This window comes from Lentzea sp. NPDC054927 (assembly GCF_053610285.1).
In genome coordinates this window covers 29334-51804 of sequence record NZ_JBSGXZ010000046.1, presented here as the reverse complement: position 1 = coordinate 51804, position 22471 = coordinate 29334, and the positions used below count along the sequence as shown (strand labels likewise).

The window sequence follows — 22471 nt, the reverse complement described above, 5'->3', positions numbered from 1 at the left end:
GTTTCCTCTCACGTGGGAACCGCCCCGGCACGGTGAGCAGGGCCCGTGCCGGGGCGGAAGAGGGAGATCAGCCCTTGGCCAGCTGGGCGTCGATCCACGCCCGCACGGCGGCCTCGCCCCGGAAGCCGATCATGCGTGAGCCCGGCAGTTCCGCCGTGTTGCGCACCGGCACCAGCGTGGGCAGGTACTGGACGCGGTAGCGGGACACGAGATCACGGCTGGTGTCCGCGTCGACCTCGCCGAGCAGGAACCTGCCGCCGTACTGCGCGGCCAGCTTCTCGATCACCGGCTTGAGCTGGCGGCACGGCGGGCACCAGGTGGCGCCGAAGTCCAGGACGACGAGCTTGGTCCTGGACACCTCCATCACCTCGTTGTAGTTGGCGGACGTCACCTGGACGACGTTCTCCGCGCTGATCTGGACGGGTGAGGCGGCCTGAGCGGGCGCGGCCAGCAGGACCGAGGCCACGACGGCCACGGCCGCGACGCCCGCGCGCAGCCAGTTCTTGAGCAGGGACATGAGAACTCCTTGGTGTGCAGGGAGGTGCGCGTGCTCAACCGGAGGTGGTGGCGAGGCCCGCACCGACCCAGTCCTCGATGCCCTCGCGGTACTTGCGCACGTTCGAGTAACCCAGTTGAAGCAGCCGGGACCCCACGAGCTCGCTGTTGCGACAGGGCACGTTGGCGCAGTAGACGACGATCTCGGCGGCCTTGTCCGGCAGGACGTCGGGTGCGTGCCGGTCGGTGAGCTCGGCCGCCTGGTCGTAGGGGAATCCGGGGATGTTCACCGCGCCGGGCAGGTGTTCCATCTCGTAGTACGCCGCGGGCATGGTGTCGACCACGACGAGCGTGCCCGCGTCGATTCCTTTTCGCAGTTCCTCTCGCGAGATCAGCGACAACATCGAAGAGGTCCCTTTCCGGCACGGTTCGCGCAGAATTCTGCGCCGATTCCGAGTGTGGCCGGACCAAGGATTCGCTCCCACTGTCAGTGGGCTATGCCGTGCCGTTATCCAGCCACTCGCGATAGCGGTCGTTCTCCGCGACGAGCTGCTCGTAGGCACTGATGACCGCGCGGTGCACCTCGGCGAACCGGTCGTCGAGCGGGTGGTCGGCCCGCCAGAGCAGGACGTGCTGCACGGTCATGGGATCTCCGGCCAGCGGCCTGATCACCATGCCGGGAGGTTCCTGCGTGGTCGGCTGCACCAGGCACACCCCGTGCGCGCCGGTCACCAGCCGGTGCCGCAGCGCGTCGACGTCGTGCGCGATGTGCGGGGTGAACCCGTGCGCCAGGCACATCTCGCGGAACACCACGCGGCAGCCGTCGCCGCAGCTGGACACGATCCACCGCTCCTGCGCCAGTTCGGTCAGGTCGACGACGGACGAGGCGGCGAGCCGGTGCCGTGCCGGCAGTGCCACGAACGACGGCTCGGTGGCCACTCGTTCGGCCCGCACCTCGTCGGGCACGGCCAGCGTCCGGGGTCCGCAGATCATCGCCAGCGCGAGGTCGACGCACCCACCCGCGACCTGCGTGACCAGCCTGCTGTGTGACAGGTCCGCACGGCTGGTGAGCTCGTGCTCCGGCAACAGCCGTTCGACACAGCCGAGCAGGCCGGACACGAGCCCGCTGTCGTTCCAGCCGATCCGCAGGCCGCCACCGGACGGCTCCTGCCGGCGGAAGTCGCGGTCGAGCTCGTCGAACGCCGGGATGATCGCCTCGGCGCGGGCGAGCACCAGTTTCCCGATCCGGGTGGGGTGCACGCCGCGCGTGCCGCGGTCGAACAGCCGCTCACCCACCAGCTGTTCGATCCGGCGCAGCTGGTGGCTGAGCGCGGGCTGGGCCAGCCGCAGCTCGCCCGCCGCCCGGTTCAGGCTGCCGGCGCGGGCGATGGCGACCAGCACCCGCAGATGCCGGACCTGAAGCTCCATGTCACTCATTAGGCACGACCGGACGCGCGCTGTCACATAAGGCCGTGGCATGACCTTCCGGCAGTACCCACCGGTTCCGGGGCTGCCGATAGTGGTCGAATCCGGATTTCCCTGTCCCTGTGAATTATTGTTCGGAGTCGACGGTGTTGCTGACAACTCCGCTGACCGAGCACTGCGCCGCCCCTTTGCGAAGTGGCAGGCACGTGTGCGTCGGGGTGAGCCCGTTCAACAGCTATTTCACGGTGGAACGCATCACCGCGCTCGCCCGGTGGGCGTTGCGGGAATTCGAGCGGTTCCACTTCTTCGTGCCCGATCGCGCGGCCGTGCACACCCTGGAGGCACTCGGGTACGCCCCCGGCCGCGCCCAGCACAAGGCCGCGCGGCAGGGCCAGTACGTGGTGAACAAGATCTGCCGCGCCCTGCGCGAGGCCGGCGTCACCGACCCCGAGGAGCACCTGCTCGACGGCGCCACCCTCGCCCGCAACGACGTGTACCGGGAGTTGCTGCGGGACGCGCACGCCTGGTTCATGACCGACGACGTGTTCGCCGCGGACTGCCTGGAGGCCACCCGCTGGGTGCTCGACCGCCGGTTGCCCGAGGGACAGTCGCCCACCGACGACCAGCTGCGCTGCGCTGTGCGGTACTTCCTGGCGGAACTGCCCATGTTCATCGACACCCCGGCGATCGCGGGCGTCGGCAGCTCGGTGTTCGCCTACCACCAGCGGGTCGCGTTCCTGGAACGGCTCTACGCCAGGGAACTGGCCTGGCTGCCGAACCCCGCACAGGGTTTCGTCGTGCTGCGGCCCGGCGACGAGGTGGTGTGACGGTGGCACACGACGACTACTCGCTGGGCCGGCTCCCCGCCGAGGCCCGCAGGTCGTGGGTTTCCGTTGCCGTGCAACGGTTCGGGCAGGTGTCCGCGTTCCACCAGTTCCTGCTCGGCGCCACCCTCGGCCTCGGCATGACGTTCTGGGACGCGGTGCTCGCGATCACCCTCGGGTCGGTGATGCTCGAGATCGTCACCGTCCTGATGGGCGTCGCGGGCGTGCGGGAGAACGTGTCCACGTCCGTGCTGGCCCGCTGGGCGGGGTTCGGTGCCCGCGGGTCCGCGCTGGTGGGCCTGCTGGTGACGCTCAGCCTCGCCGGCTGGTTCGGCGTGCAGAACGACGTGTTCGCGCACGGCCTGCACCGGCTCATGGGCGGCCCGCCGGTCTGGGCGTGGGCGATCCTCGGCGGCCTCGCGGTGACCGTGATCGTGGTGGCGGGCTTCCACACCATGGCGTGGACGGCCTACCTCACGGTGCCCGCGTTCCTGTTGCTGACCGGCTGGACGATCGTGTCCGAGCTGCGCCGGCACGACCTCGGCGACCTGGTGGGCATGCCGGCACCGGGCCCGGCGCTGAGCCTCGCCCAGGGCACCACGCTGGTCGCGGGCGCGTTCATCATGGGCGCGGTCATGACCCCTGACATGACGAGGTTCAACCGGCGCACCGCCGACGTCGTGAAGCAGACGCTGATCAGCGTCACCCTCGGCGAGTACCTGATCGGCCTGACCGGGGTGCTGCTCGCGCACGCCTCCCGGAGCGCGGACGTGGTGGGCATCGTGATGTCGAGCTCGGGCGTGGTCGGCACGCTGATCATGATCTCGGCGATCCTGAAGATCAACGACTGGAACCTCTACTCGGCGTCGCTCGGCCTGGTGAACACCGTGGACGTGCTGCTGCGCAAGAAGATCAGCCGGTCGGCGGCGACGCTGTGGCTGGGCGGACTGGGCACCCTGCTGTCCGCGTTCGGCATCCTCGACCACTTCACGGTGTTCCTGACCTGGATCGGGGTGATCACCCCTCCGGTCGCGGGCGTCATGATCGCCGAGTACTTCGTGGTGCGCACCTGGCGCGCGGAGCTGGACGAGTCGCGGCGCAGGGGAGAGCTGCCCGCCGCCCCGCCGGACTGGGTTCCGGCCGCGCTGGTGTGCTGGGCGGCGGGCACGGCCGTCGGTTTCCTCGTGCCGGTCGGCATCCCGACGATCAACTCCGTCGTGGTCGCCTTCGCGCTGTACGCTGCGATCGGCAGGACGGCCGGGATCATGCGGCCGGTGCCCGGATCCCGGGTCGACACTCACCGCTGACGGGGAAGTGACGGCATGGAACTCGACGTCCACCACCTGCGGCTCGTGCGGGCGATCGGCGAGACCGGCAGCCTGTCCGAGGCGGCGGTGCGGCTCGGCATCAGCCAACCGGCCGTCAGCGGCAACCTCAAACGCCTCGAAAACGCGCTGGGGCAACGGTTGTTCGACCGCGGCCACCACAGCACCGCGGTCACCCCGACCCCCACCTGCGAACTGCTGCTCGACCGGATCAGCGCGGTGCTGCCGATGATGGAGGGACTGGTGCGGGACATCGAGGTCCGCACCAGCCCCGCCGAGCCGGTGCGGGTCGGCGGGGTGTGCTCACCGGTGCTGTGCCACCTGCCCGCGATCGTCGACGGTCACCGGCCGCACGCGCCCGGCGCGTCCCTGTTCGACAGCGAATGCCGGGATCTCGTCGTGGAGATGGTGGCGCGGCGGCGACTGGAAGTGGGTGTGGTCAAGGACTATCCCGGGTTCGAGGCGATCGCGCCCGCGTCGGTCGACCTGGGGGTGGTGGCGCACGATCGCACGCTGGTGTTGCTGCGCGAGGACCACCCGCTGGCCCGGCACAAGGTGATCGGCCTGGAGCAGCTGGCGGACGAGCAGTGGGTGCTGCCTCCGCCCGACTCGTCCCGCTTCCACGAGTACTTCCACAGGTCCTGTCGCCGCAAGGGTTTCACGCCCCGCGTGCGGTACGTCTCGGAGTCCTACGGCACGACCGTGGCCGCGGTGCGCAACGGCGCCGTGGGGTTGTCGCAGGCGGCGTGCGAAGGCCATCAGCAGGTCGCCGCCCGGTTGCTCGCGGACGACGCGTTGTCACGACGATTCCTGCTGGTGTGGCACAAGGAGAGCGAGGTCGCGGGTTTCGCCCGTGACGTCCTCGCGGAAGCGGCGCTGGCCTACCGGCTGGAGTGCGAGGCCTCGCCGGTCTACTCCCGTTACCTGGCTTGACTTCGCGAAGCGATGTGCCCTCCGCGAACGGAGGGCACACCGCCGCCGGAACCGTCAGCGGAGCTCTGCCGGTGGCAGGGTCGTTCCGTGCACCCAGGCCTCGTGGAACGCGGTGAGGTCCTGGTCCGCCACCGCCGCCGTGTAGAGCTCCCAGTCGTGCCAGCCCTGGTTGAGCAGCACCGCGATCTCCGGGTACTCCCGCAGCACGGTGAAGAACTTCTCGTCACCGATGTGCTTGCGCAGCGCGTGCACCATCAGCACGCCCTTGTCGGTGACCGAGAACTCCCGGCCCACGCCCGGATCAGCCAGCTGGCGTCCCCAGAACCTGGTGTCCGAGCCCGCCCGGCGCAGCGCGTCCTGATAACGCTGTTCGACGGCGGGGCCGCTGTTCGCCTCGTCCCACAACCACACCGCGTACCGGGCGAACGACTCGACCATCGGCTGGTCCTTCCACATCTTGATGGCGAGCTGGTTGCCCCACCACTGCGATGCCAGGGCCTGCACCAGCGCCAACTGGTCCGCGGCGCCACTGTGCACCGGGCGGCCCTGCGACGGATGCGAGTAGCCGAGCCGGTCCGGCAGGTACACGCCACCGGTGGCCGGTAGCGGATAGGGGCCCAGCTTGCCGGTCAGGAACTCCATCACCGCGGGCAGTTTCCCGGCCAGTGAGGTGCCGGCGCCGTTCGCGAAGGCGTCCAGCACGGCGGTGCCCGCCGGAAGGGCCGACTCGCGCACGGTGAACCGGTCGATCGCGATCATCGTGGCGGACGGTGTGATCGGCACGTCCTCCACCCAGGAGTGCACTCCTTTGTGGACGGACGTGCGCACGCCGGTCGACATGACGCTCCACCCGGCCGGAACGCCCGCGTTGAGGTGGAACGTCGCCTTGTCCGCCGACGTGTCGTTCACCGGGAACCACGTGGCCGCCGAGTGAGGCGCGCCGGCCGCGACCGCACCGCCCGACCACGTCGTGCGCCACCCGGTGGCGCCCCGAGGCGTGAACTCCGGTTGCGGGCGTCCGCAGTAGACCACCTCGACGGTGAACGACGCGTCCGCCGCCAGCTCGGTGGCGGGCGTGATCACCAGCTCGTGTTCCTTCGCCCGCGCGAAGGACGCCGGCACCCCGTCGACCTTCACCGAGGCCACCGTGAGGCCGCGCAGATCCAGGTTGAACCGGCTCAGGCGCTGCGTCGTGGTGGCGCGGACGACTGCCCTGGCGTTGAGGAACCGGGCGGCGGGGTCGTAGGACAGGTCGACGGTGTAGTCGGCGACGTCATAACCGCCGTTGCCGTCGGTGGGGTAGTAGGGGTCGACGCCGAGCACGACACCGTTGGGCGCGACGTGCACGTAGCCGTCGGAGCCGATCGTGTCGTCCGCGCGCGCCGCAGCCGGACAGCACAGGGACAGACCGCACAGCAACAGGGTGGCCGACGAGAACGTTCGCCGGATCCGCACAGCCATCGGGAGGACCTCTCGGGGCAGGGGCAGGGTCCGGCCAGTCTCGGCGCGGTCCGCCAGGCCCTGCCAATGCCATTTCCCCATGTCCGGGCGTTATCCGGCACCCCCGTTCACTCGCCGCGCATCGACTTGCGGATCTCCTCCAGACGGTCGCGGCCGGCCTCCTCGCGCTGCTCGAACTGGTCCTGGGTGTGCTGCGGATCGCCGGCCAGCTCGGTGGCGGCCTCGCTGGTGAAGTGGCGGCCCTCGATCTTGTCGCGGACGAAGTCGAACGTCGGCACGCCGTCTTCGGTGTAGTCCGGTTCAGTCATGTCCCCATCATGCCCCGCGATGCGCGCAACGGAAGGCGGACATTTTCCGTCTCCTGACCATGAGGGGAATGCGGTGGTCCTTGGCGGTGTGTGCGATCGTGCTGGCCGGTTGCGGGGCGGACGCTCCCGCCGTGCCGGACGGGCTTGCGCTGCAGGCGAAGCAACTGGTCGGCATGCCCGGCCCGAGGCCCGCGGAGCTGCCGGAGTTCACGCTCTACGGCGATGACACGGTGATCCGGCCGGGACCGCCGGCGGGTGCGTTGCAGACGGCCGAGGTGGTCCACATAGGACACGAGAAGGCGGTGGACTTCTACGAGGACGCCCACGACGCGGGACTCGACCGCGACCAGGACATCCCCAACAACTCGGTGATCGACGGGTACACGCAGGTTTTCGTCCTGAACTCCGGCGGCCACCGGTTCGTCACCAGGGCCGTGAACCCGGAGGGCGAGCTGGCCGACTTCCACTCGACGCTGCACGTGGACGGCCAGGCGACGCCCTACCGGCCGACGAAGATCGCCGCCGTGGCGTGGGCACCCGACTCGTCACAGAACGCGCGCCCGTGGCCGTTCGCGCGGCCTGACGTGCGGGTCGATCCCGGCTCCTGCGTGGTGCTGGACGCGGCAGAGGTGGAGGGGCTCGCGCGCGACGTGCCGAAGGGGACGCGGTTCCGCATCGGCGAGACGTCGTTCATCGTCGTGTTCCGGCCGCTGCTGCCGGGCGAGTCCAGCTGTGCGGACGTGTAGCCGGGTTGCGGAACGTGGTCCGCAACCCGGCTTGCGTTGTCAGACGCGAGCAGCCGCGGGTGCGGAAGACTCCTGCGGCAGGCGACCGAGTTCCGCCGTCGGGACCTTGGACGTCTCACGCCCCGTCGCGATCGCGGCCGCGCTCAGCGCGCACACCGCCGCCGTGAAGATCGCGACACCGATCCAGTCGTCGCGGCCGGAGCCGATCGCCGACACCACGCTCGGGGCGAGGCCCGCGATGGCGAACCCGAACTGCGTGCCGATCGCCATGCCGGACAGCCTGACCTCGGTGCTGAACATCTCGCCGTACAGCGAGGGCCAGATGCCGTTGATCGCGGAGTAGGCCACCCCGAACATCAGGATGCCGAGGGCGAGCACCAGGCCGTACGCGCCGATGGAGATCGACCACAGGTACGGGAAGATCAGGATCGCGCACGCGCCACAGCCGGCGAGGAACACCGGTTTGCGGCCGATCCGGTCCGAAAGCCCTGCCAGCAACGGGATCGCGGCCAGCGCGACGACGTTGGCGAGGACGCCGACCCACAGCATGGACGTGCGTGCCAGGCCGATCGTGTTCACCGCGTAGCTCAGGGCGTAGACGGTGAAGATCGTGCTGACCGAGGCGATGGTGGCCGCGAGGACGACTCGCAGCACGTCGGCCCAGTGCGTCCGGAACAACGTCGCGACCGGCAGCTTGGCCACCTTGGCGCGCTTGAACTCGGCGGTCTCGTCGATCCGGCGGCGGATGACGAGGCCGACGACCACGACGACCGCGCTGCACCAGAAGGGCACCCGCCAGCCCCACGTCAGCAGATCTTCCTGGGGGAGCGCGGCGACCGGCAGGAAGATCGCGGTGGCGAGGATCTGCCCTGCCTGCGTGCCGCTCAGGGTGAAGCTGGTGAAGTACCCGCGGCGGTGTTCCGGGGCGTGCTCCAGCGACATCGAGTTCGCGCCCGCCTGCTCGCCCGACGCCGAAAGTCCTTGCAGCAGGCGGAGAACGACGAGCAGGACCGGCGCCAGGACGCCGGCCGAACCGTAGGTGGGCAGGCAGCCGACGGCGAACGTCGCCACGCCCATCAGCAGCAACGTGAACACCAGGACCTTCTTGCGCCCGAAGCGGTCGCCGACGTGTCCGAGGATGAACGCGCCGAGGGGCCTGGCGAGATAGCCCACGCCGAACGTGCCGAGCGCGAGCAGGGTCCCGGTCGCCGGCGAGGCCGCGGGGAAGAAGACCTTGTTGAACACCAGTGCCGCGGCGGTGCCGTAGATGAAGAAGTCGTAGTACTCGAGGGCGCTGCCGATCCAGGCTGCCAGCGCAGTCTTGCGGGCCATCGATGTGGTCACGGCGTACTCCCATGTACGACCTAGTTAGTTAACACAAAATGGGATACGCCACCCCCGCGTGTCAAGGGTTTGCTTTCAGCTGGTCAAGTAGTCGATCAGCAGGTCGCCGAGCATCCGCCGGTAGTGCTCGCGGCGGCCGGGGTCGAGCATGTCCCGCCCGAAGATCGCGGCGAACGTGTGCCGGTTCGCGAGCCGGAAGACGCAGAACGAGCTGATCACCATGTGCACGTCGAGCGGGTCGACGTCGTCGCGGAACCGCCCGGCCGCGCGGCCGCGTTCGAGGATCTGCGTCAGGCCGTCGAGCGCCGGGTTCGCGAGCCCCGCCAGCACTTCCGAGCGGGCGATGTGCTCGGCGCGGTGGATGTTCTCGATGCTGACGAGCCGGATGAAGTCGGGATGCGCCTCGTGGTGGTCGAAGGTCAGCTCCGCGAGGCGGCGGATGGCGTCCTCCGGCTCGAGGTGCTCGACGTCGAGCTCGGCCTCGAGCGCCCGGATCGCCAGGTAGGCCTGCTCCAGCACGGCGATGTAGAGCTGTTCCTTGCCGCCGAAGTAGTAGTAGATCATCCGCTTGGTCGTGCTCGTGCGCTCGGCGATCTCGTCGACACGCGCGCCCGTGTAGCCCTTGTCCGCGAACTCCCGGGTGGCCACGTCGAGGATGTCCGCGCGCGTGCGGTCCTTGTCTCGCTGGCGCTCGGTGTCGGACGACGGTGCTGCCACCGGGCCCCCTTCGATCTGCGGATGACCAGCCAACTCTAGTCGAACCCTTCCTGCGGGCGACTCGGTGCGCTAGCGTTAACTCACTAGTTCGTACATTAAGTGGGAGGTCGGGTGTCCATCTACCTGATCGGTCTCATCGGCTCCGGTATCGGTCCGTCCCTGAGCCCGGCGCTGCACGAGCGCGAGGCCGGTGAGCTCGGGCTGCGCTACAGCTACCGGCTGCTCGACCTCGACGTCATCGGGCAACCGATCGGTGAGGTGCTGGCCGCGGCCAGGGCAGAGGGGTTCGACGGGCTCAACATCACCCACCCGGCGAAGCAGAAGATCCTGCCGCACCTGGACGAGATCGTCCCGGAGGCCGCCGCGCTGGGCGCCGTCAACACCGTGGTCTTCGAGAACGGCAGGGCGATCGGCCACAACACCGACGCGACGGGCTTCGCGCGCAGCCTGAGCCGGGGCCTGCCGGACGCGCGGATGGAGAACGTCGTCCTGCTCGGAGCGGGCGGGGCGGGCGCCGCGGTGGGACACGCGCTGCTGTCGCTCGGCACCGGCCGCCTCGGTGTCTGCGACGTCGACCCGGCCCGCGCCGACAGCCTGGTCACGGCGCTGCGGCGCACGTTCGGCTCCGAGCGGGCCGTCCTGTGCACCCCGGATGCCGTCCGGACGGCCGACGGCCTGGTGCACGCGACTCCCACCGGCATGGCGGCACATCCCGGACTGCCGATCGACGAGTCGTTGCTGCGCGCCGAACTCTGGGTCGCCGACATCGTCTACCGGCCGCTGGAGACCGCGCTTCTGGCCGCAGCGCGGGCGCGGGGCTGCCGGGTGCTGCACGGTGGCGGGATGGTCGTGCTCCAGGCTGCCGAGTCGCTGCGGCTGTTCACCGGCGTCGAGCCGGACGCGGACCGGATGCTCGCGCACTTCGAGGAGTTGGAGGGGGAACCCGCCCATGCGTCCTGACCCGCGCACCGCCATCGCCACCGTGTGCCTTTCCGGCACCCTGGACGACAAGCTGACCGCGGCCGCCGAAGCGGGCTTCGACGGCGTGGAGCTGTTCGAGAACGACCTGCTCGCGGACCGCCGTGCTCCGGAGGAGATCCGGCGGCGCTGCACCGACCTCGGGTTGAAAATCGATCTGTACCAGCCCTTCCGCGACTTCGAGGCCGTGCCGCCGGACGTGCTCGCCGCCAACCTGCGCCGCGCCGAGCACAAGTTCGACGTCATGGCCGAACTGGGCGTGGACACCGTGCTGGTGTGCTCGTCGGTCTCGCAGGACGCCATCGACGACGACGATCTGGCTGCGGAACAACTGCACCTGCTCGCGACGCGCGCGGGCGAACGAGGCCTGCGCATCGCCTACGAGGCGCTCGCCTGGGGCCGGTTCGTCAACGGCTACGAACACGCGTGGCGAATCGTCCGCCGCGCCGCTCACCCGGCATTGGGCGTCTGCCTGGACAGTTTCCACATCCTGTCCAAAGGGGACGATCCGCGGGCCATCCGCGCGATCCCCGGCGAGAAGATCTTCTTCCTGCAGCTCGCCGACGCGCCGACGCTGCCGATGGACGTCCTCCAATGGAGCCGCCACCACCGCCTCTTCCCGGGACAGGGCGACTTCGACCTGACGACGTTCACCCGCAACGTGCTCGACGCCGGCTATCGCGGACCGCTCTCGCTCGAGGTGTTCAACGACGTCTTCCGCCAGTCGGACCCCCACCGAGCTGCGGTCGACGCGATGCGGTCGCTGATCAGCCTGCGGGATTCCCTGGGCCTGCTGGACGTTCCTGCCGCACCCGTCCCGTCCGGCTACGCCTTCGCCGAGGTCGTGGGGGAGACGAACCTGGCCGCGCTGGGCTTCACCCGAGCGGGCGTGCACCGCTCGAAGCCGGTGGAACTGTGGACGCAGGGCGAAGCACGCGTGCTGGTCAACGCGGACGGCGAGCCCGGCGCGATCGGCGCACTCGGCATCTCCGTGCCGGACCCGGCCGCCGCGGCGCAGCGGGCGAAGGTCCTGCTCGCACCACCGTTGTCCCGGACGGCCGGCCCCGGCGAAGCCCCGCTGACCGCCATCGCCACCCCGGACGGAACGCAGATCTTCCTGTGCGCCGACAACGACTGGCGCGGCGACTTCGTGGCGACCCGGGAATCGGCCCCGGACGCGGGAATCACCGGCATCGACCACGTGGCGCTGACCCAGCCGTTCGACAACTTCGACGAGGCCACGCTCTTCTACCGTTCCGTGCTGGGCCTGGAACCGGGCGCCACAGCGGAGTTCGCGGCACCGTTCGGCCTGGTGCGCGGCCGCGGTGTGAGCGGAGGAGGCGTGCGGCTCACCCTGGACGCGGCTCTCGTCCGGCGCGGAGGCTGGGCGCCCGCGGTCGAATCGCCCCAGCACATAGCGTTCACGACCGCCGACGCGATCGCGTCCGCCGAGGCGCTCCGGCAGCTGGGTGCGCGACTGCTGGAGATCCCGGGCAACTACTACGACGACCTCGCCGCACGCACCGGCCTGCCGTCCGATCGCATCAGCGCGCTGCGCAAGCATTCCGTGCTCTACGACCGCGACGAACGCGGCGAGTACCTGCACTTCTACACCGAACTGGCAGGCGCGCGGGTGTTCTTCGAGGTGGTCCAGCGCATCGGTGACTACCGCGGATTCGGCGTGGTCAACGCGCCCGTCCGGATGGCGGCCCATCACGAAGCGCGGCAGGGCGCCCACACCACGAGCAGGTGAGATCGCCCGCCGCACGGCCAAGAGCTCGTGCGGCGGGCGTTCCCGGACGTCCGGACCGGCGCTACAACCGTTGCAGCCCGAACCGCTGGTTCAGTCCGCTGCCGGCGGTCCACTGCGAGATGCGGGCACCGTCGGCGGTCGAGGCCTCCCACACGTCCATGGTGAGACCGCTCTGCCGGTTGACCAGGCTGATCACGCCCAGGCCCTGGTCGACGACCTGCCACTGCTGGCTGGTCGAGTTGCTGTCGGTCTGTTGCGTGATGTCGGCGCCGGTGCTCGAACTCGCGACCTGGAGCACGAGACCGCTGTGCCGGGCGCGGACCCGGTAGAAGCCGCCGCCGGAGTCGAGGAAGTCGAACACCTGGTTCTGCCCGCCCGTGGCCGCCCACTGGATCGCGGCGGCACCCGCCGCGGTGGAACCGCCGTTGATGTCGAGCAGCTTGTTGCTGTGCTGGGCGACGAGCCGGTAGTCCACCCCTGGCTGCACCGTGCCGGTGCCACCACCGGCGGTCCCGACCGGCTTGCGGGTCAGCGCGAGCGCCTGGCCGACGTCGGGCAACGGCTTCAACCGGTACGTGTAGGTGTAGTCCCGGTTGGGGAACAGCTTGTAGGTGTCGAGCGGGTGCGCGCCCCAGCTGTCGTTGCCGCCGACGCCCGTCTGCCGCAGGTTCAGCCGCAGCACCACGTCCTGCCGCCTGGTCAGCTGGTAGTCGTGCCGGACGCCCTTGGAGAGGTCCTCCGGGGTGAAGTAGGACGCGTTCACCTCCAGCAGCGGTTCGGCGGACGCGAGCAGGCCGCGGCCGGCGCCGTTGACCAGGGCGACCCAGCGGACGTCGGTCTTGTTGCCGTTCTCCTGCGGCCGGAGGTAACCGGTCCACTGCTCGGCGACGGTCGAGGAGTACACGCCGACGTCGGAGCCGGTCTTGCGGTCCCACTGGTTCTCGTGCGGGCCGCGGCCGTAGTAGTGCAGCCGGGAGAGCTCGCCCGGCACGAACAGCATCGTGCCCACCTCGGGGATGTAGGGCAGGCCGGACGATCCGGGGTGCAGGAGGTTGTCGACCTTGATCTCACCGTTGCCGTAGATCGTGTACGTCGTCGTGAACGTCGACACGGTGCTGGTCGGCAGGGTGCCGCTGACGGTGATCCGCGCCGCGCGGTCGGACGGCCGGTCGAGAACGACCCTGCTGACCGTCCGGTTGGCGCCGGCGTTGCGCCACGTGCCGTTGCGGTTCGGATGGCCGTTGCCGACGTCGTTGTCGGTCGGCGCCCGCCAGAAGTTGGGCTGCGGGCCGGAGTTCAGCAGCCGCATGCCCATCGCGTCGTAGGAGGTGATCAGGCCGGACGCCTTGGCGATGACCACGCTGAAGTCCTGGCCGGTGACGGTGATGCGGTCGCCGGTCTCGGTGGCGGTCACCACCGGCACCGACGTGACCGGCGTCGGCACGACCGGTGGGCTGCTGAAGTTGACCGGCAGTTGTTGTTTGGCCACCTCGAAACCGGCGCCTGCCCACGACGTCGCCGTCCGCAGCTTGAACGACAGCTGCAGGAAGTGCTCCTCGCCGGGCGCCGGGTTGGCCGGGCGCTGGATGGGTACCTGCACCGTCTTGTTCGACAGCGGCGGGATGTTGGCCTGCTCGGCGGTGAGCTCTCCACTTTGGACAACGGCGCCGTCGGCGACGAGTGCCCAGGTGCAGACGAACTCGTTGACGTTGGTGAACAGGTACTCGTTGGTGATCCGGACGGTGCCCGCGGCGCCCGCGTTGTCGGCGTTGATCGCCTGGTAGACCTGTTTGACCTCGACGCCCTTGCCGCTGATCCGCCGGTCGGGGGTGACGATGCCGTCGCCGCAGAAGGCACCGTCGTTCGGGTTGTCGCCCCAGTCGCCGCCGTAGGCGAGGTACGTGGCGCCGGACGAGGCCTTCCAGGTCAGGGCCTGGTCGACGAAGTCCCAGATCCAGCCGCCCTGCAGGATCGGGTTGGCCCGGATGATGTCCCAGTACTCCTTGAGGTTGCCGGTCGAGTTGCCCATGCTGTGGGTGTACTCGATCATCACGTACGGCCGGGTATCGGAGGTGTTCCGCGCCCGGTTCGCCACCCCTGCCGGGCTTTCGTACATGGCGGAGCGGATGTCGCTGACCTGGGGGCGGTTGTCGCCCTCGTACTGGATGACCCTGGTGGGGTCGGCCGCGCGGATCCAGTCGCGCATCGTCACGAAGTTGCTGCCACCACCGGCCTCGTTGCCGAGCGACCAGATGATCACCGACGCGTGGTTCTTGTCCCGGTGGACCATCTGGGCCGCGCGGTCGAGGACGTTCGAGGTCCAGTCCGACCTCGATGCGGGGTAGCTGTCGCGGATCCCGTGTGTCTCCAGGTTGACCTCGTCGACGACGTACAGGCCGTACTCGTCGGCGAGGTCGTAGAACACCGTGTTGTTCGGGTAGTGCGACGTGCGCACCGAGTTGATGTTGAGCCGCTTCATCACCGTGATGTCGCGGATCTGGTCCTCACGGGTCAGCGCGGTCCCGCGGTCCGGGTCCATCTCGTGCCGGTTGGTGCCGCGCAACGACACCGGCTGGCCGTTGATCCGCATGAGGCCGTTCTTGAGGGCGAACTCGCGGAAACCGACCCGTGCCGACACGGTCTGGGTCACCGCGCCGGACGGGTCGCGCAACGTGAGCACGGCGGTGTAGAGGTTCGGGTGCTCGGCCGACCAGAGTCTCGGTCCCTGCACCGCTTTGGAACCACGTGCGGTCGCTTCCTGGCCCGGCGAGGGGGAGTTCACCGGTGTGCGCAACGGTTCCGGCCAGACGGGTTGCCGGTTGTGGTCGTACAGCTGGGTTTCCACCGTGAACGTGCCCGGTTGCTGGCCGCCGTTGTTGCGGACGGCCACCGCCACCGCGAGGTCCGCGTTGGTGTAGTTGTCCCGCAGCGGCGTGGTGATCGTGAAGTCGCGCAGGTGCGCGGCGGGCAGCGAGTAGAGCCAGACCGGCCGGAAGATGCCGGACAGCCGGATCATGTCCTGGTCCTCCAGCCAGTCCCCGTCGGGGAACTTGAAGACCTCGACCGTGATCAGGTTCGAGCCCGCCCTGACCTGATCGGTGATGTCGAACTCGGACGGCGTGTACGAACCCTCGCGGTACCCCACCTTCGTGCCGTTGACCCACAGGTAGAACCCGGCCTTGACGCCCTCGAAGTGGATGTTGACCCGGCGCCCCTGCCAGGCGGGCGGCAGCGTGAACGTCCTGCGGTACTGGCCGACGGGACTGACCCGCGACGGCGCGAACGGCGGCTGCGTGTTCTCGTTCTGGCCGTTGTTGCCCCACCACGGGTACGGGACGTTGGTGTAGATCGGGTTGTCGTAGCCGTGCAGTTGCCAGCTGGACGGCACCGGGAGAGTGGCCCAGTTGCTGTCGTTGTAGTCGGTGCGCCAGAAGTTCTGGTCCCGGTCGGCCGCGCGGGTGACGTGCTTGAACCGCCAGGTGCCGGTCAGGTCGAGCCGGAACGGCGAGTTCGTGCGGTCTCCGGCCAGCGCCTGCTGGAGATCGGCGTAGGGCATGAACGTGGCGTGCGCGGGCTGGGAGTTGACCTGGAAGTACCCGATGTTGTTGTTCCACTCGGGATAGCCGTTGGGCGGGTCGACCCACGCCGCCGCGCCGACGTCACCGGTAGCCGAGGTCGCTGAGGTCGCCGTGGTTTCTGCTGAAGCGGGCCCGGCCAGGGAGGGGGCGGCCAGCGCCGCGAGTCCGCCGCCGAGCAGCGTGCGCCTGCGGATCCTGCGCCGGTGAGCAGGCGCGCGTTCGTCCGGGGCGTCTGGGGTGTTGGACAACGTCGTCTCCTAGCCGGTCAGCAAGCGGAGTTGGTTTGCGTGAGCAGGCCCAGCCGCCACGGCAGGCTGTTGTAGTCGCCGCCGGAGTTCGGATCGCGGCCCTGGTACAGGTAGCGGATCTGGCACGGGCTGATGGTCAGCGTCTGGTCGGTGCCGGTGCGGATCATCTCGCCGTGGCTGATGTCGCGGGTCCAGGCGCCGCCGGGGAACGTGACGTTGGCCGGGCCCGCGAACGGGGCGGCCTCCGCGTCGGCCAGCGCCGTCCACGGTCCGGAGATGCTGCCGGACTTCCAGGAGCGGAAGTACCTGCCCTGTGCCCCGATCGCCTCCACCAGCAGGAGGTACTGGTCGGAACCGTCCACTTTGTACACGTTGGCCGCTTCGAACAGCTTGTACCTGTCGGGGTCCTGGGCGGCGATGACCGGCTCGCTCATGCCGTTCGGGAAGTTCCCGACCGGGGTCTGGGACCGGTACAGGTGACCGTTGTCGTCGGAGGAGAACAGGTGGCAGTTCACCGTGTCGCAGATGACCCACATGTCGACCCAGTACCCGTTGCCGATGTTGTCCCGGATGATCTTCGGCATTTCCGGGTAGAAGTGCCTGGGCGCGGTCCACCCCGCCGGGTTGTTGATGTCCGGGTTGGTCGAGTAGGCGGCGTTGCCGTCCTGGTAGACGAGGTACCAGAGGTTCTGCGGTGCGAAGAAGAACACCTCCGGCGCCGCCCGGTAGCCCGCGCCGATCCCCGACCGGTCGAGGTAGAAGTGGGAGGCCGCGCTCGCCTGCGCCCAGTCGGTGAAGCTCAGGTACACCATGTTGTAGCCCGCCGCGTTCGCCACGCTGGCGAAGACGTGCCACTTCCCGTTGTGGTAGACCACCGACGGGTCCTTGATGCCGGCGATGTTGTGCGTCGCGTCGGACTTGGGTGAGATCAGCTGCTGGCTCGAGCTCCACGTGTAGCGCGACGGCAGGGGGCCAGGGCCGGGCCCGGGTCCGGGATCGGTCAGGCCGGTCCACTGCTGGTTGCTGCCACCGTTGCAGGACCAGATGATCACCCTGGTGCCGTTGGCGGTCGCGGCGCCGTTGACGTCGAGGCACAGTCCTGATTGGACGTTCGTGATCGTGCCGTTGCTGTTGGCGTTCCACTTCTGGTTGTTGCCGCCGGTGCAGTTCGCGATGATCGTGTTCGAGCCTGCCGCTGTGCCGGAGGTGTCCAGGCACCGCTTGGAGCCACCGGTGTAGACCGTGATCTCACCGGACGACGCGCGGGTCCACTGCTGGTTCGTGCCGCTGTGGCAGTCCCAGATCTGCAGCTGCGTGCCGGGTGCGGTCGCCGAGTTCGGCACGTCCACGCACCTGCCGGCGGCCACGGCACGCAGCGTTCCACTGCCGCCACCACCGCCGCCGCTGTTGAGCGCGTCGAGCACCGCGGTGTACGCCTGCTTCTTGTTGTAGTTGCCGTCGAACAGCAACGGGGTGTCGTTGCGCCACGAGTACTTGTCCGTGACGCCCCAGGGAGTGATGCCGGTGCAGCGGGTCACGGCCATGCACGCCTGGATCACCGTGCGGTAGGTCGCGGCCTGGCCGGCGCCGGAGCCGCCGACGTCCAGTTCGGTGATCTGCACGTCGACGCCGAGGTCGGCGAAGCGCTGCAGGTTCGCCTGGTAGCTGCTCAGGTTCGCGCCGGAGCTCAGGTGGCTCTGGAAGCCGACGCAGTCGATCGGCACCCCGCGGGACTTGAAGTCGCGCACCATGTTGTAGATGCCGGTGCTCTTCGCGTTGATGCCGTCGGTGTTGTAGTCGTTGTAACACAGCTTCGCGTTGGGATCGGCGGCACGGGCGGTGCGGAACGCCTCGTCCATGTAGCCGTCGCCAAGCCGCTGCTGGACGAACCACTGGCGGCGGGACCCGTTCTCCTCGAACGCCTCGTTCACCACGTCCCAGGAGTGGATCTGGCCCTTCCAGTGACCGGCCACCTGGTTGATGTGGTTCGCGATCGCGGCGCGCAGGTCGTTCCCGTTCAGGTTCCTCACCCAGTCGGGAATCTGCTGGTACCACACGAAGGTGTGGCCGCGGACCGACATGCCGCGGCTGCGCGCCTGGCTGACGATCTGGTCGGCCGGTCCGAAGTTGAACCGGTTGGGGCTGGGCTCGACGGTGTCCCATTTCATCTCGTTTTCCGGCGTGACGCTGTTGAACTCCGTGCTCCACGTGTTCACGTACGCCGATTCGCCGAGGTGGCTCTGGGAGATCGCGGCCCCGAAGTACCGGCCGCTCTGTGCCGCCGCGGCACCGAGTGTGCTCGCCGCCGCCGCGGCAGGGCCGGGAAAGGCGGCGAGGGTTGTCGCTGTGAGTCCTGCGGCAGCCAGGACGGCTGCCGCCGAACGAGCCCGCCGTCGCAGGGAGTGGCTGTTGAACATCGCAACCCTCGTTTCATCATTGAAAGGTGGGGTTAATCGAGTTCTCCGGCGTTGAGGCACACCGGTCGTGCGTCATCACCGGGCGCCGACGGCGGTGCGGCTCCGGTTGGTCCTCAGTGGACAGTCAGGATCTTCGCCCTGGAGGGCGCGGTGCGGTGGCGATCGGCAATGCCGGGATGAGTCCGGGAGCGGCCGGTGGCGACGGCACGTTCACGGCGTCAGGCACGTACGTCCGGTGACGGTTAGTGCGATTCATTGCACTGAACACCGGAAAGTTTGTAGCACACATTCGGAAGGCGGGTCCAGGTCAGCCGAAGACGCGGCGCTGGATCTCCCTGCGGTAGTCCTCGAGGGTCCTGTCCACGTGCACGGCGGCGGCCGCGGCGGCTGCCTCCGGGTCGCCGTCGCGGATGGCCTGGTAGATCGCGGTGTGCTCCTCCACCGCCTCCGCGGTGTGGCTGCCGACCGCGCCGTTCATCCCGATGATGTTGGACTGGCGTTGCAGGCGGCGGGCCTCGCGCACCGACGCGACCAGGAACTGGTTGTGCGACGCGGCCGCGACGGCCAGGTGGAACTCGTCGTCCCCGCGGTCGAACAGCGCCGGCTGCCCGGTCACGTGCCCCTCGCGGCACAGGTCGGAGGCGAGCTCGATGGCGCGCAGCTCGGCGGGGGTCGCACGGGTCGCGGCGTGGCGCGCGGCCGCGGTCTCCTGGACCCGGCGGAACTCGAAGAGCATGTAGACGTGGTCGAGGTCGGTGGGCAGGAAGAAACCGCCCCACCGCGAGGAACCGAGCATGCCCTCGTCGTCGGCCACGTACAGCCCGCGGCCCTTGTGCGCGCGCACCCGCCCGAGCGCCGAGAGGATCTTCACCGCTTCTCGCACCACGGTCCGGCTGGTCCCCATCCGGCCGGCCAGCTCGTTCTCGGTCGGCATGCGGTCACCGGGGCGCAGCTCCAGCTCCGCGATGAGCTGCAGGATCCGCTCGGCCACCAGCTCGTAGCCCGGCCGGTAGGCGGCGGGCGGGGCGTACGCGGCATCGGCATCCACCGAGACAGCTCCTTCATGAGTACGACTTTTCGCCTGTCGAAACCAGGGTACATGCGCATCGAACGAGCAGAACAACCCGTCGAACAGGCAATCGTCCAAGGTCACGGGCGGTGCCAGAGGTATTGAGCTGGCAACAAGATAAGCATGCTCATCTTGTTGACGTCGACTTCACCTGGCTGCTCTCATGGTGCACGCCGGGCACGGCCCGCGTTCGCACGACAGCGATGAGTGACACAACGTTGTGGAGCAGCTGATGAGTCGTTGGAAAGCGCTTACCATCTTGCGGTTGCTGGCCTCGCTGCTGCTCGCCGCAGGCCTGGTCACCGCCGTCTCGCCCCAGGCCCAGGCCTCCACGAGTCAGTTCAGGGGCGTGAACTGGGCCGACCAGAGGGACAACTTCGTCAACGGTGTGCTGTACCCGTCCGGGCTCAGCGCGTCGGACACCTACTCCTCGGCGGCCACCGTCGCGGACCGCGTCGTCGGCCAGATGTACTCCATCACCGGCGCCAACACGGTGCGGATCCCGATCAACGAGCCGACCGTGGCGAACTACTGGGGCACCTACACCGGCGCCATCGACACCGCGCTCGCCAAGGGCAACGTGATCTTCGCGTACTGGGCGCACACCGGCGGCCGGCCGCCCAGCACGAGCGCGTTCGACCAGATGTGGGACAAGGTCATCGCGAAGTACGGCGGTAACCCGAACGCCTACTTCGAGGTCATCAACGAACCGCACGGCTACAGCACCGGCGACCTGAACAACATGTACAACTCCTGGCTGGGCAGGTATTCCACTGTCCCGCGCGGCAGGGTGATCCTCGACGGCGCCGGCCTCGCCCAGAACGTTCCGGCGGTCGGCGGTGACAGCAGGCTGAACGGCACGCTGCTCGCGGTGCACGACTACTCGTTCTTCGCCGGCTACGAGAGCGAAACCGAGTGGGCGAACCACATCGGTGGTTACATCGGCAACTACGCCAGCCGCACCATCGCCACCGAGTGGGGCGGACCGATGAGTCCCGGTTCCAAGAACGGCGTGTCCTTCGACGCGGTCGACTACAGCATCCCCAGCGGGTCCTACATGGCCGACTACATCAGGGGCGTCAGCGCGAAGCTGCGCAGCCTCGGGATGGGCAGCGTGTACTGGCCGGGCCTGCGCGACGGTGACTGGTACAGCATGACCAGCAGGAGCGGCAGCGGCCAGAACATCGCGCTGTCGCTGACGAACCCGTCGGGGCTGCAGCAGCTGCGCTACGCCTGGGGTGTGGGCGAGGGCGGCAGCACCACGGTCGAGGTCCGCAACATCGGAACCGGTTGGTACGTCGACGGTCTCGGCAGGACCACCGACTCGACGGCAGGTCAGGGCAGCGGCGGCACCAGCGCCAGTCAGCGGTGGATCGTCGAGAACACCGGCTCCTACGTCCGGTTCAAGAACGCGGTCACCGGCCTGTACCTCGACGGCGCCGGCCGCACGTCCAACGGCTCCGACACGAGCCAGCGCCCTGGCAGCACGGCCACGAGCCAGCAGTGGATGGTGGTGACCGGCAAGAGCAGGGGCAATGACGTGCGCGTCAGGAACCGTGCGACCGGCCTCTACCTGGACGGCATGGGTCGTGCGTCGGGCACCGCGAACCTCGGGCAGTGGAGCGACAGCAACAGCACCAACCAGCAGTGGCGGATCGTCGCGGCGGGCTGAGCAGCGGCCGTGGTCAGCGGGTGGAGGTGCTGCCGCGGTCGGTCAGCCGCGGCTGGAGCAGGCGGATCTCCGGCGCCTGCTCCCGCTCGAGGCGGCCCGTCACCATCTCGACGGCCATCGCGCCCAGTTCGTCGGCGGGCACGGAGATCGAGGTGAGCGGCACGGCCAGGTTCCGCGCGATGTCATCGGGGCACAGCGTGATCACCGACAGGTCGGCCGGCACCTTCAGCGATCGGCGGCGCAGTTCGAGCAGCAACGGGCCGAGCACCGCCTCGTTGTGCACGACCAGACCGGTGGTGCCGCGTTCGGGACTCAGCACGTCGTCGAGGCACGCCGAGACCGCCTCGTAGTCCGCGGCGCACGAGTGCACCGAGGCAGGCAGGTTCCGCTGGGCGGTCTCCTGCTGGAAACCGGCCAGCAGCCGGGCGGCGTAGCTGGTGCCGCGTTCGTAGACGGCGGGCGGTGAGCCGATCAGCGCGATCGAGCGGTGCCCTCGATCGGCGAGATGGCCCACCATCTGTCTACCGGCGGAGGCGAAGTCGAGGTCGACGCAGTTGAGGCCCTGGTGGTCGTCGGGCATGCCGAGCAGGACCACCGGCGCGTTGACCGTGCGCAGTTCGGGCACGCGCGGATCGGCGCTCTCCACGTCCATCACGATGATCGCGTCCGCCATGGACCGCGCGGTGACCCGATGTGCCTCGCCGGGGCCCGCCTCCTTGGTCAGCAGCAACACGTCGTAGTCGTAGTCGCGCGCGGAAGCCAGGATCGACGAGACGAACTGCATGATGACCGGCATGTTGTGGTCGGACCGCAACGGCACGATCAGGCCGATCACACGTGACCGGCTCGAGGCGAGCGCACGCGCACCGGCGTTCGGGTGGTAGCCGAGTTCGACGATGCTCTGCTCGACTCGCCGTCTCGTCTCTTCGGAGATGCTCCGTTTTCCGCTGAGCACGTACGAGACCGTGCTGATCGAGACGCCGGCGTGGCGGGCGACCTCTTTGATCGTGATCATGCCCGCCCCTCGGATCGCGCGTCGGCAAGTGGCGATCATCGTAGTGCGGCGCGGGAAGTTCTCGTACGGCGGCGCGGAGCCCGGCGCCGGGCGCGGGCGGTGTCCCCTGTGGCCGGACGCCGTCGAACATCCGTCGAAAATCGATGCCGGATTGAGCGAATTC

At 69.1% G+C, this 22471-nt stretch carries 18 protein-coding genes; 7 read left to right on the top strand and 11 right to left on the bottom strand.

Annotated features, from left to right (window positions below):
• Window positions 1-67: 67 nt before the first annotated feature.
• From ACWGE0_RS38530 to ACWGE0_RS38520, 3 genes are all read right to left on the bottom strand, one after another.
• Window positions 68-517, bottom strand: coding sequence for a thioredoxin family protein (locus ACWGE0_RS38530; protein ID WP_452265812.1), 450 nt, complete (start codon window positions 515-517; stop codon window positions 68-70).
• 34 nt (window positions 518-551) lie between these two features.
• Window positions 552-899, bottom strand: coding sequence for a rhodanese-like domain-containing protein (locus tag ACWGE0_RS38525; RefSeq protein ID WP_452265811.1), 348 nt, complete (start codon window positions 897-899; stop codon window positions 552-554).
• Between the two features lie 91 nt (window positions 900-990).
• Window positions 991-1923 carry a LysR family transcriptional regulator gene (locus tag ACWGE0_RS38520; RefSeq protein ID WP_452265810.1) on the bottom strand — a complete coding sequence of 311 codons (933 nt, stop codon included), beginning with the start codon at window positions 1921-1923 and terminating at the stop codon, window positions 991-993.
• A 143-nt stretch (window positions 1924-2066) separates the two neighbouring features.
• Here ACWGE0_RS38520 and ACWGE0_RS38515 point away from each other — a divergent pair, with 143 nt between their 5' ends.
• Genes ACWGE0_RS38515 through ACWGE0_RS38505 form a run of 3 tightly spaced genes read left to right on the top strand, consistent with a single transcriptional unit; the run spans window position 2067 to window position 5002 of the window.
• Entirely contained in the window at window positions 2067-2747 is a 681-nt protein-coding gene (locus ACWGE0_RS38515; protein ID WP_452265809.1) for a tRNA-dependent cyclodipeptide synthase, read from the top strand.
• A gap of 2 nt (window positions 2748-2749) precedes the next feature.
• Window positions 2750-4051, top strand: a complete 1302-nt coding sequence (locus tag ACWGE0_RS38510; protein ID WP_452265835.1) for a purine-cytosine permease family protein — start codon at window positions 2750-2752, stop codon at window positions 4049-4051.
• Between the two features lie 15 nt (window positions 4052-4066).
• Window positions 4067-5002 carry a LysR family transcriptional regulator gene (locus ACWGE0_RS38505; protein WP_452265808.1) on the top strand — a complete coding sequence of 312 codons (936 nt, stop codon included), beginning with the start codon at window positions 4067-4069 and terminating at the stop codon, window positions 5000-5002.
• A gap of 54 nt (window positions 5003-5056) precedes the next feature.
• Here the strand turns inward: ACWGE0_RS38505 and ACWGE0_RS38500 are convergent, their stop codons facing one another.
• The gene (locus tag ACWGE0_RS38500) at window positions 5057-6463 is read right to left on the bottom strand and encodes a M1 family metallopeptidase (RefSeq protein ID WP_452265807.1); all 1407 of its coding nucleotides are present in this window, start codon (window positions 6461-6463) and stop codon (window positions 5057-5059) included.
• Window positions 6464-6570: 107 nt separating this feature from the next.
• Window positions 6571-6771 (bottom strand): hypothetical protein, encoded by a 201-nt coding sequence (locus ACWGE0_RS38495; protein ID WP_452265806.1) that lies wholly within the window; start codon window positions 6769-6771, stop codon window positions 6571-6573.
• 68 nt (window positions 6772-6839) lie between these two features.
• On the opposite strand from ACWGE0_RS38495, the gene ACWGE0_RS38490 reads away from it, so the two are divergent.
• Window positions 6840-7517 (top strand): hypothetical protein, encoded by a 678-nt coding sequence (locus tag ACWGE0_RS38490; protein WP_452265805.1) that lies wholly within the window; start codon window positions 6840-6842, stop codon window positions 7515-7517.
• 39 nt (window positions 7518-7556) lie between these two features.
• Here ACWGE0_RS38490 and ACWGE0_RS38485 read toward each other — a convergent pair whose 3' ends face one another.
• Both ACWGE0_RS38485 and ACWGE0_RS38480 read right to left on the bottom strand, forming a co-directional pair.
• Window positions 7557-8861 carry an MFS transporter gene (locus ACWGE0_RS38485; protein ID WP_452265804.1) on the bottom strand — a complete coding sequence of 435 codons (1305 nt, stop codon included), beginning with the start codon at window positions 8859-8861 and terminating at the stop codon, window positions 7557-7559.
• Between the two features lie 75 nt (window positions 8862-8936).
• Entirely contained in the window at window positions 8937-9578 is a 642-nt protein-coding gene (locus ACWGE0_RS38480) for a TetR/AcrR family transcriptional regulator (RefSeq protein WP_319970342.1), read from the bottom strand.
• A gap of 111 nt (window positions 9579-9689) precedes the next feature.
• On the opposite strand from ACWGE0_RS38480, the gene ACWGE0_RS38475 reads away from it, so the two are divergent.
• Together ACWGE0_RS38475 and ACWGE0_RS38470 are read left to right on the top strand one after the other, a co-directional pair.
• Window positions 9690-10538: a shikimate dehydrogenase gene (locus ACWGE0_RS38475; RefSeq protein WP_452265803.1), complete on the top strand. Its 849-nt coding sequence runs from the start codon at window positions 9690-9692 to the stop codon at window positions 10536-10538.
• The gene (locus ACWGE0_RS38470) at window positions 10528-12309 is read left to right on the top strand and encodes a TIM barrel protein (protein WP_452265802.1); all 1782 of its coding nucleotides are present in this window, start codon (window positions 10528-10530) and stop codon (window positions 12307-12309) included. Before ACWGE0_RS38475 ends, ACWGE0_RS38470 begins: the two co-directional genes overlap by 11 nt.
• A gap of 61 nt (window positions 12310-12370) precedes the next feature.
• Here the strand turns inward: ACWGE0_RS38470 and ACWGE0_RS38465 are convergent, their stop codons facing one another.
• The 3 genes from ACWGE0_RS38465 to ACWGE0_RS38455 form a co-directional block, all read right to left on the bottom strand.
• Window positions 12371-16135, bottom strand: coding sequence for a glycoside hydrolase family 2 TIM barrel-domain containing protein (locus ACWGE0_RS38465; RefSeq protein WP_452265801.1), 3765 nt, complete (start codon window positions 16133-16135; stop codon window positions 12371-12373).
• 17 nt (window positions 16136-16152) lie between these two features.
• Window positions 16153-18552 carry a non-reducing end alpha-L-arabinofuranosidase family hydrolase gene (locus tag ACWGE0_RS38460; protein WP_452265800.1) on the bottom strand — a complete coding sequence of 800 codons (2400 nt, stop codon included), beginning with the start codon at window positions 18550-18552 and terminating at the stop codon, window positions 16153-16155.
• Between the two features lie 307 nt (window positions 18553-18859).
• Entirely contained in the window at window positions 18860-19600 is a 741-nt protein-coding gene (locus ACWGE0_RS38455; protein WP_452265799.1) for a FadR/GntR family transcriptional regulator, read from the bottom strand.
• A 253-nt stretch (window positions 19601-19853) separates the two neighbouring features.
• Here ACWGE0_RS38455 and ACWGE0_RS38450 point away from each other — a divergent pair, with 253 nt between their 5' ends.
• A complete protein-coding gene (locus ACWGE0_RS38450; RefSeq protein ID WP_452265798.1) occupies window positions 19854-21293 on the top strand; it encodes an RICIN domain-containing protein in 1440 nt (479 codons plus the stop codon).
• Between the two features lie 13 nt (window positions 21294-21306).
• Here ACWGE0_RS38450 and ACWGE0_RS38445 read toward each other — a convergent pair whose 3' ends face one another.
• The gene (locus tag ACWGE0_RS38445) at window positions 21307-22347 is read right to left on the bottom strand and encodes a LacI family DNA-binding transcriptional regulator (RefSeq protein ID WP_452265797.1); all 1041 of its coding nucleotides are present in this window, start codon (window positions 22345-22347) and stop codon (window positions 21307-21309) included.
• Window positions 22348-22471 lie beyond the last annotated feature (124 nt).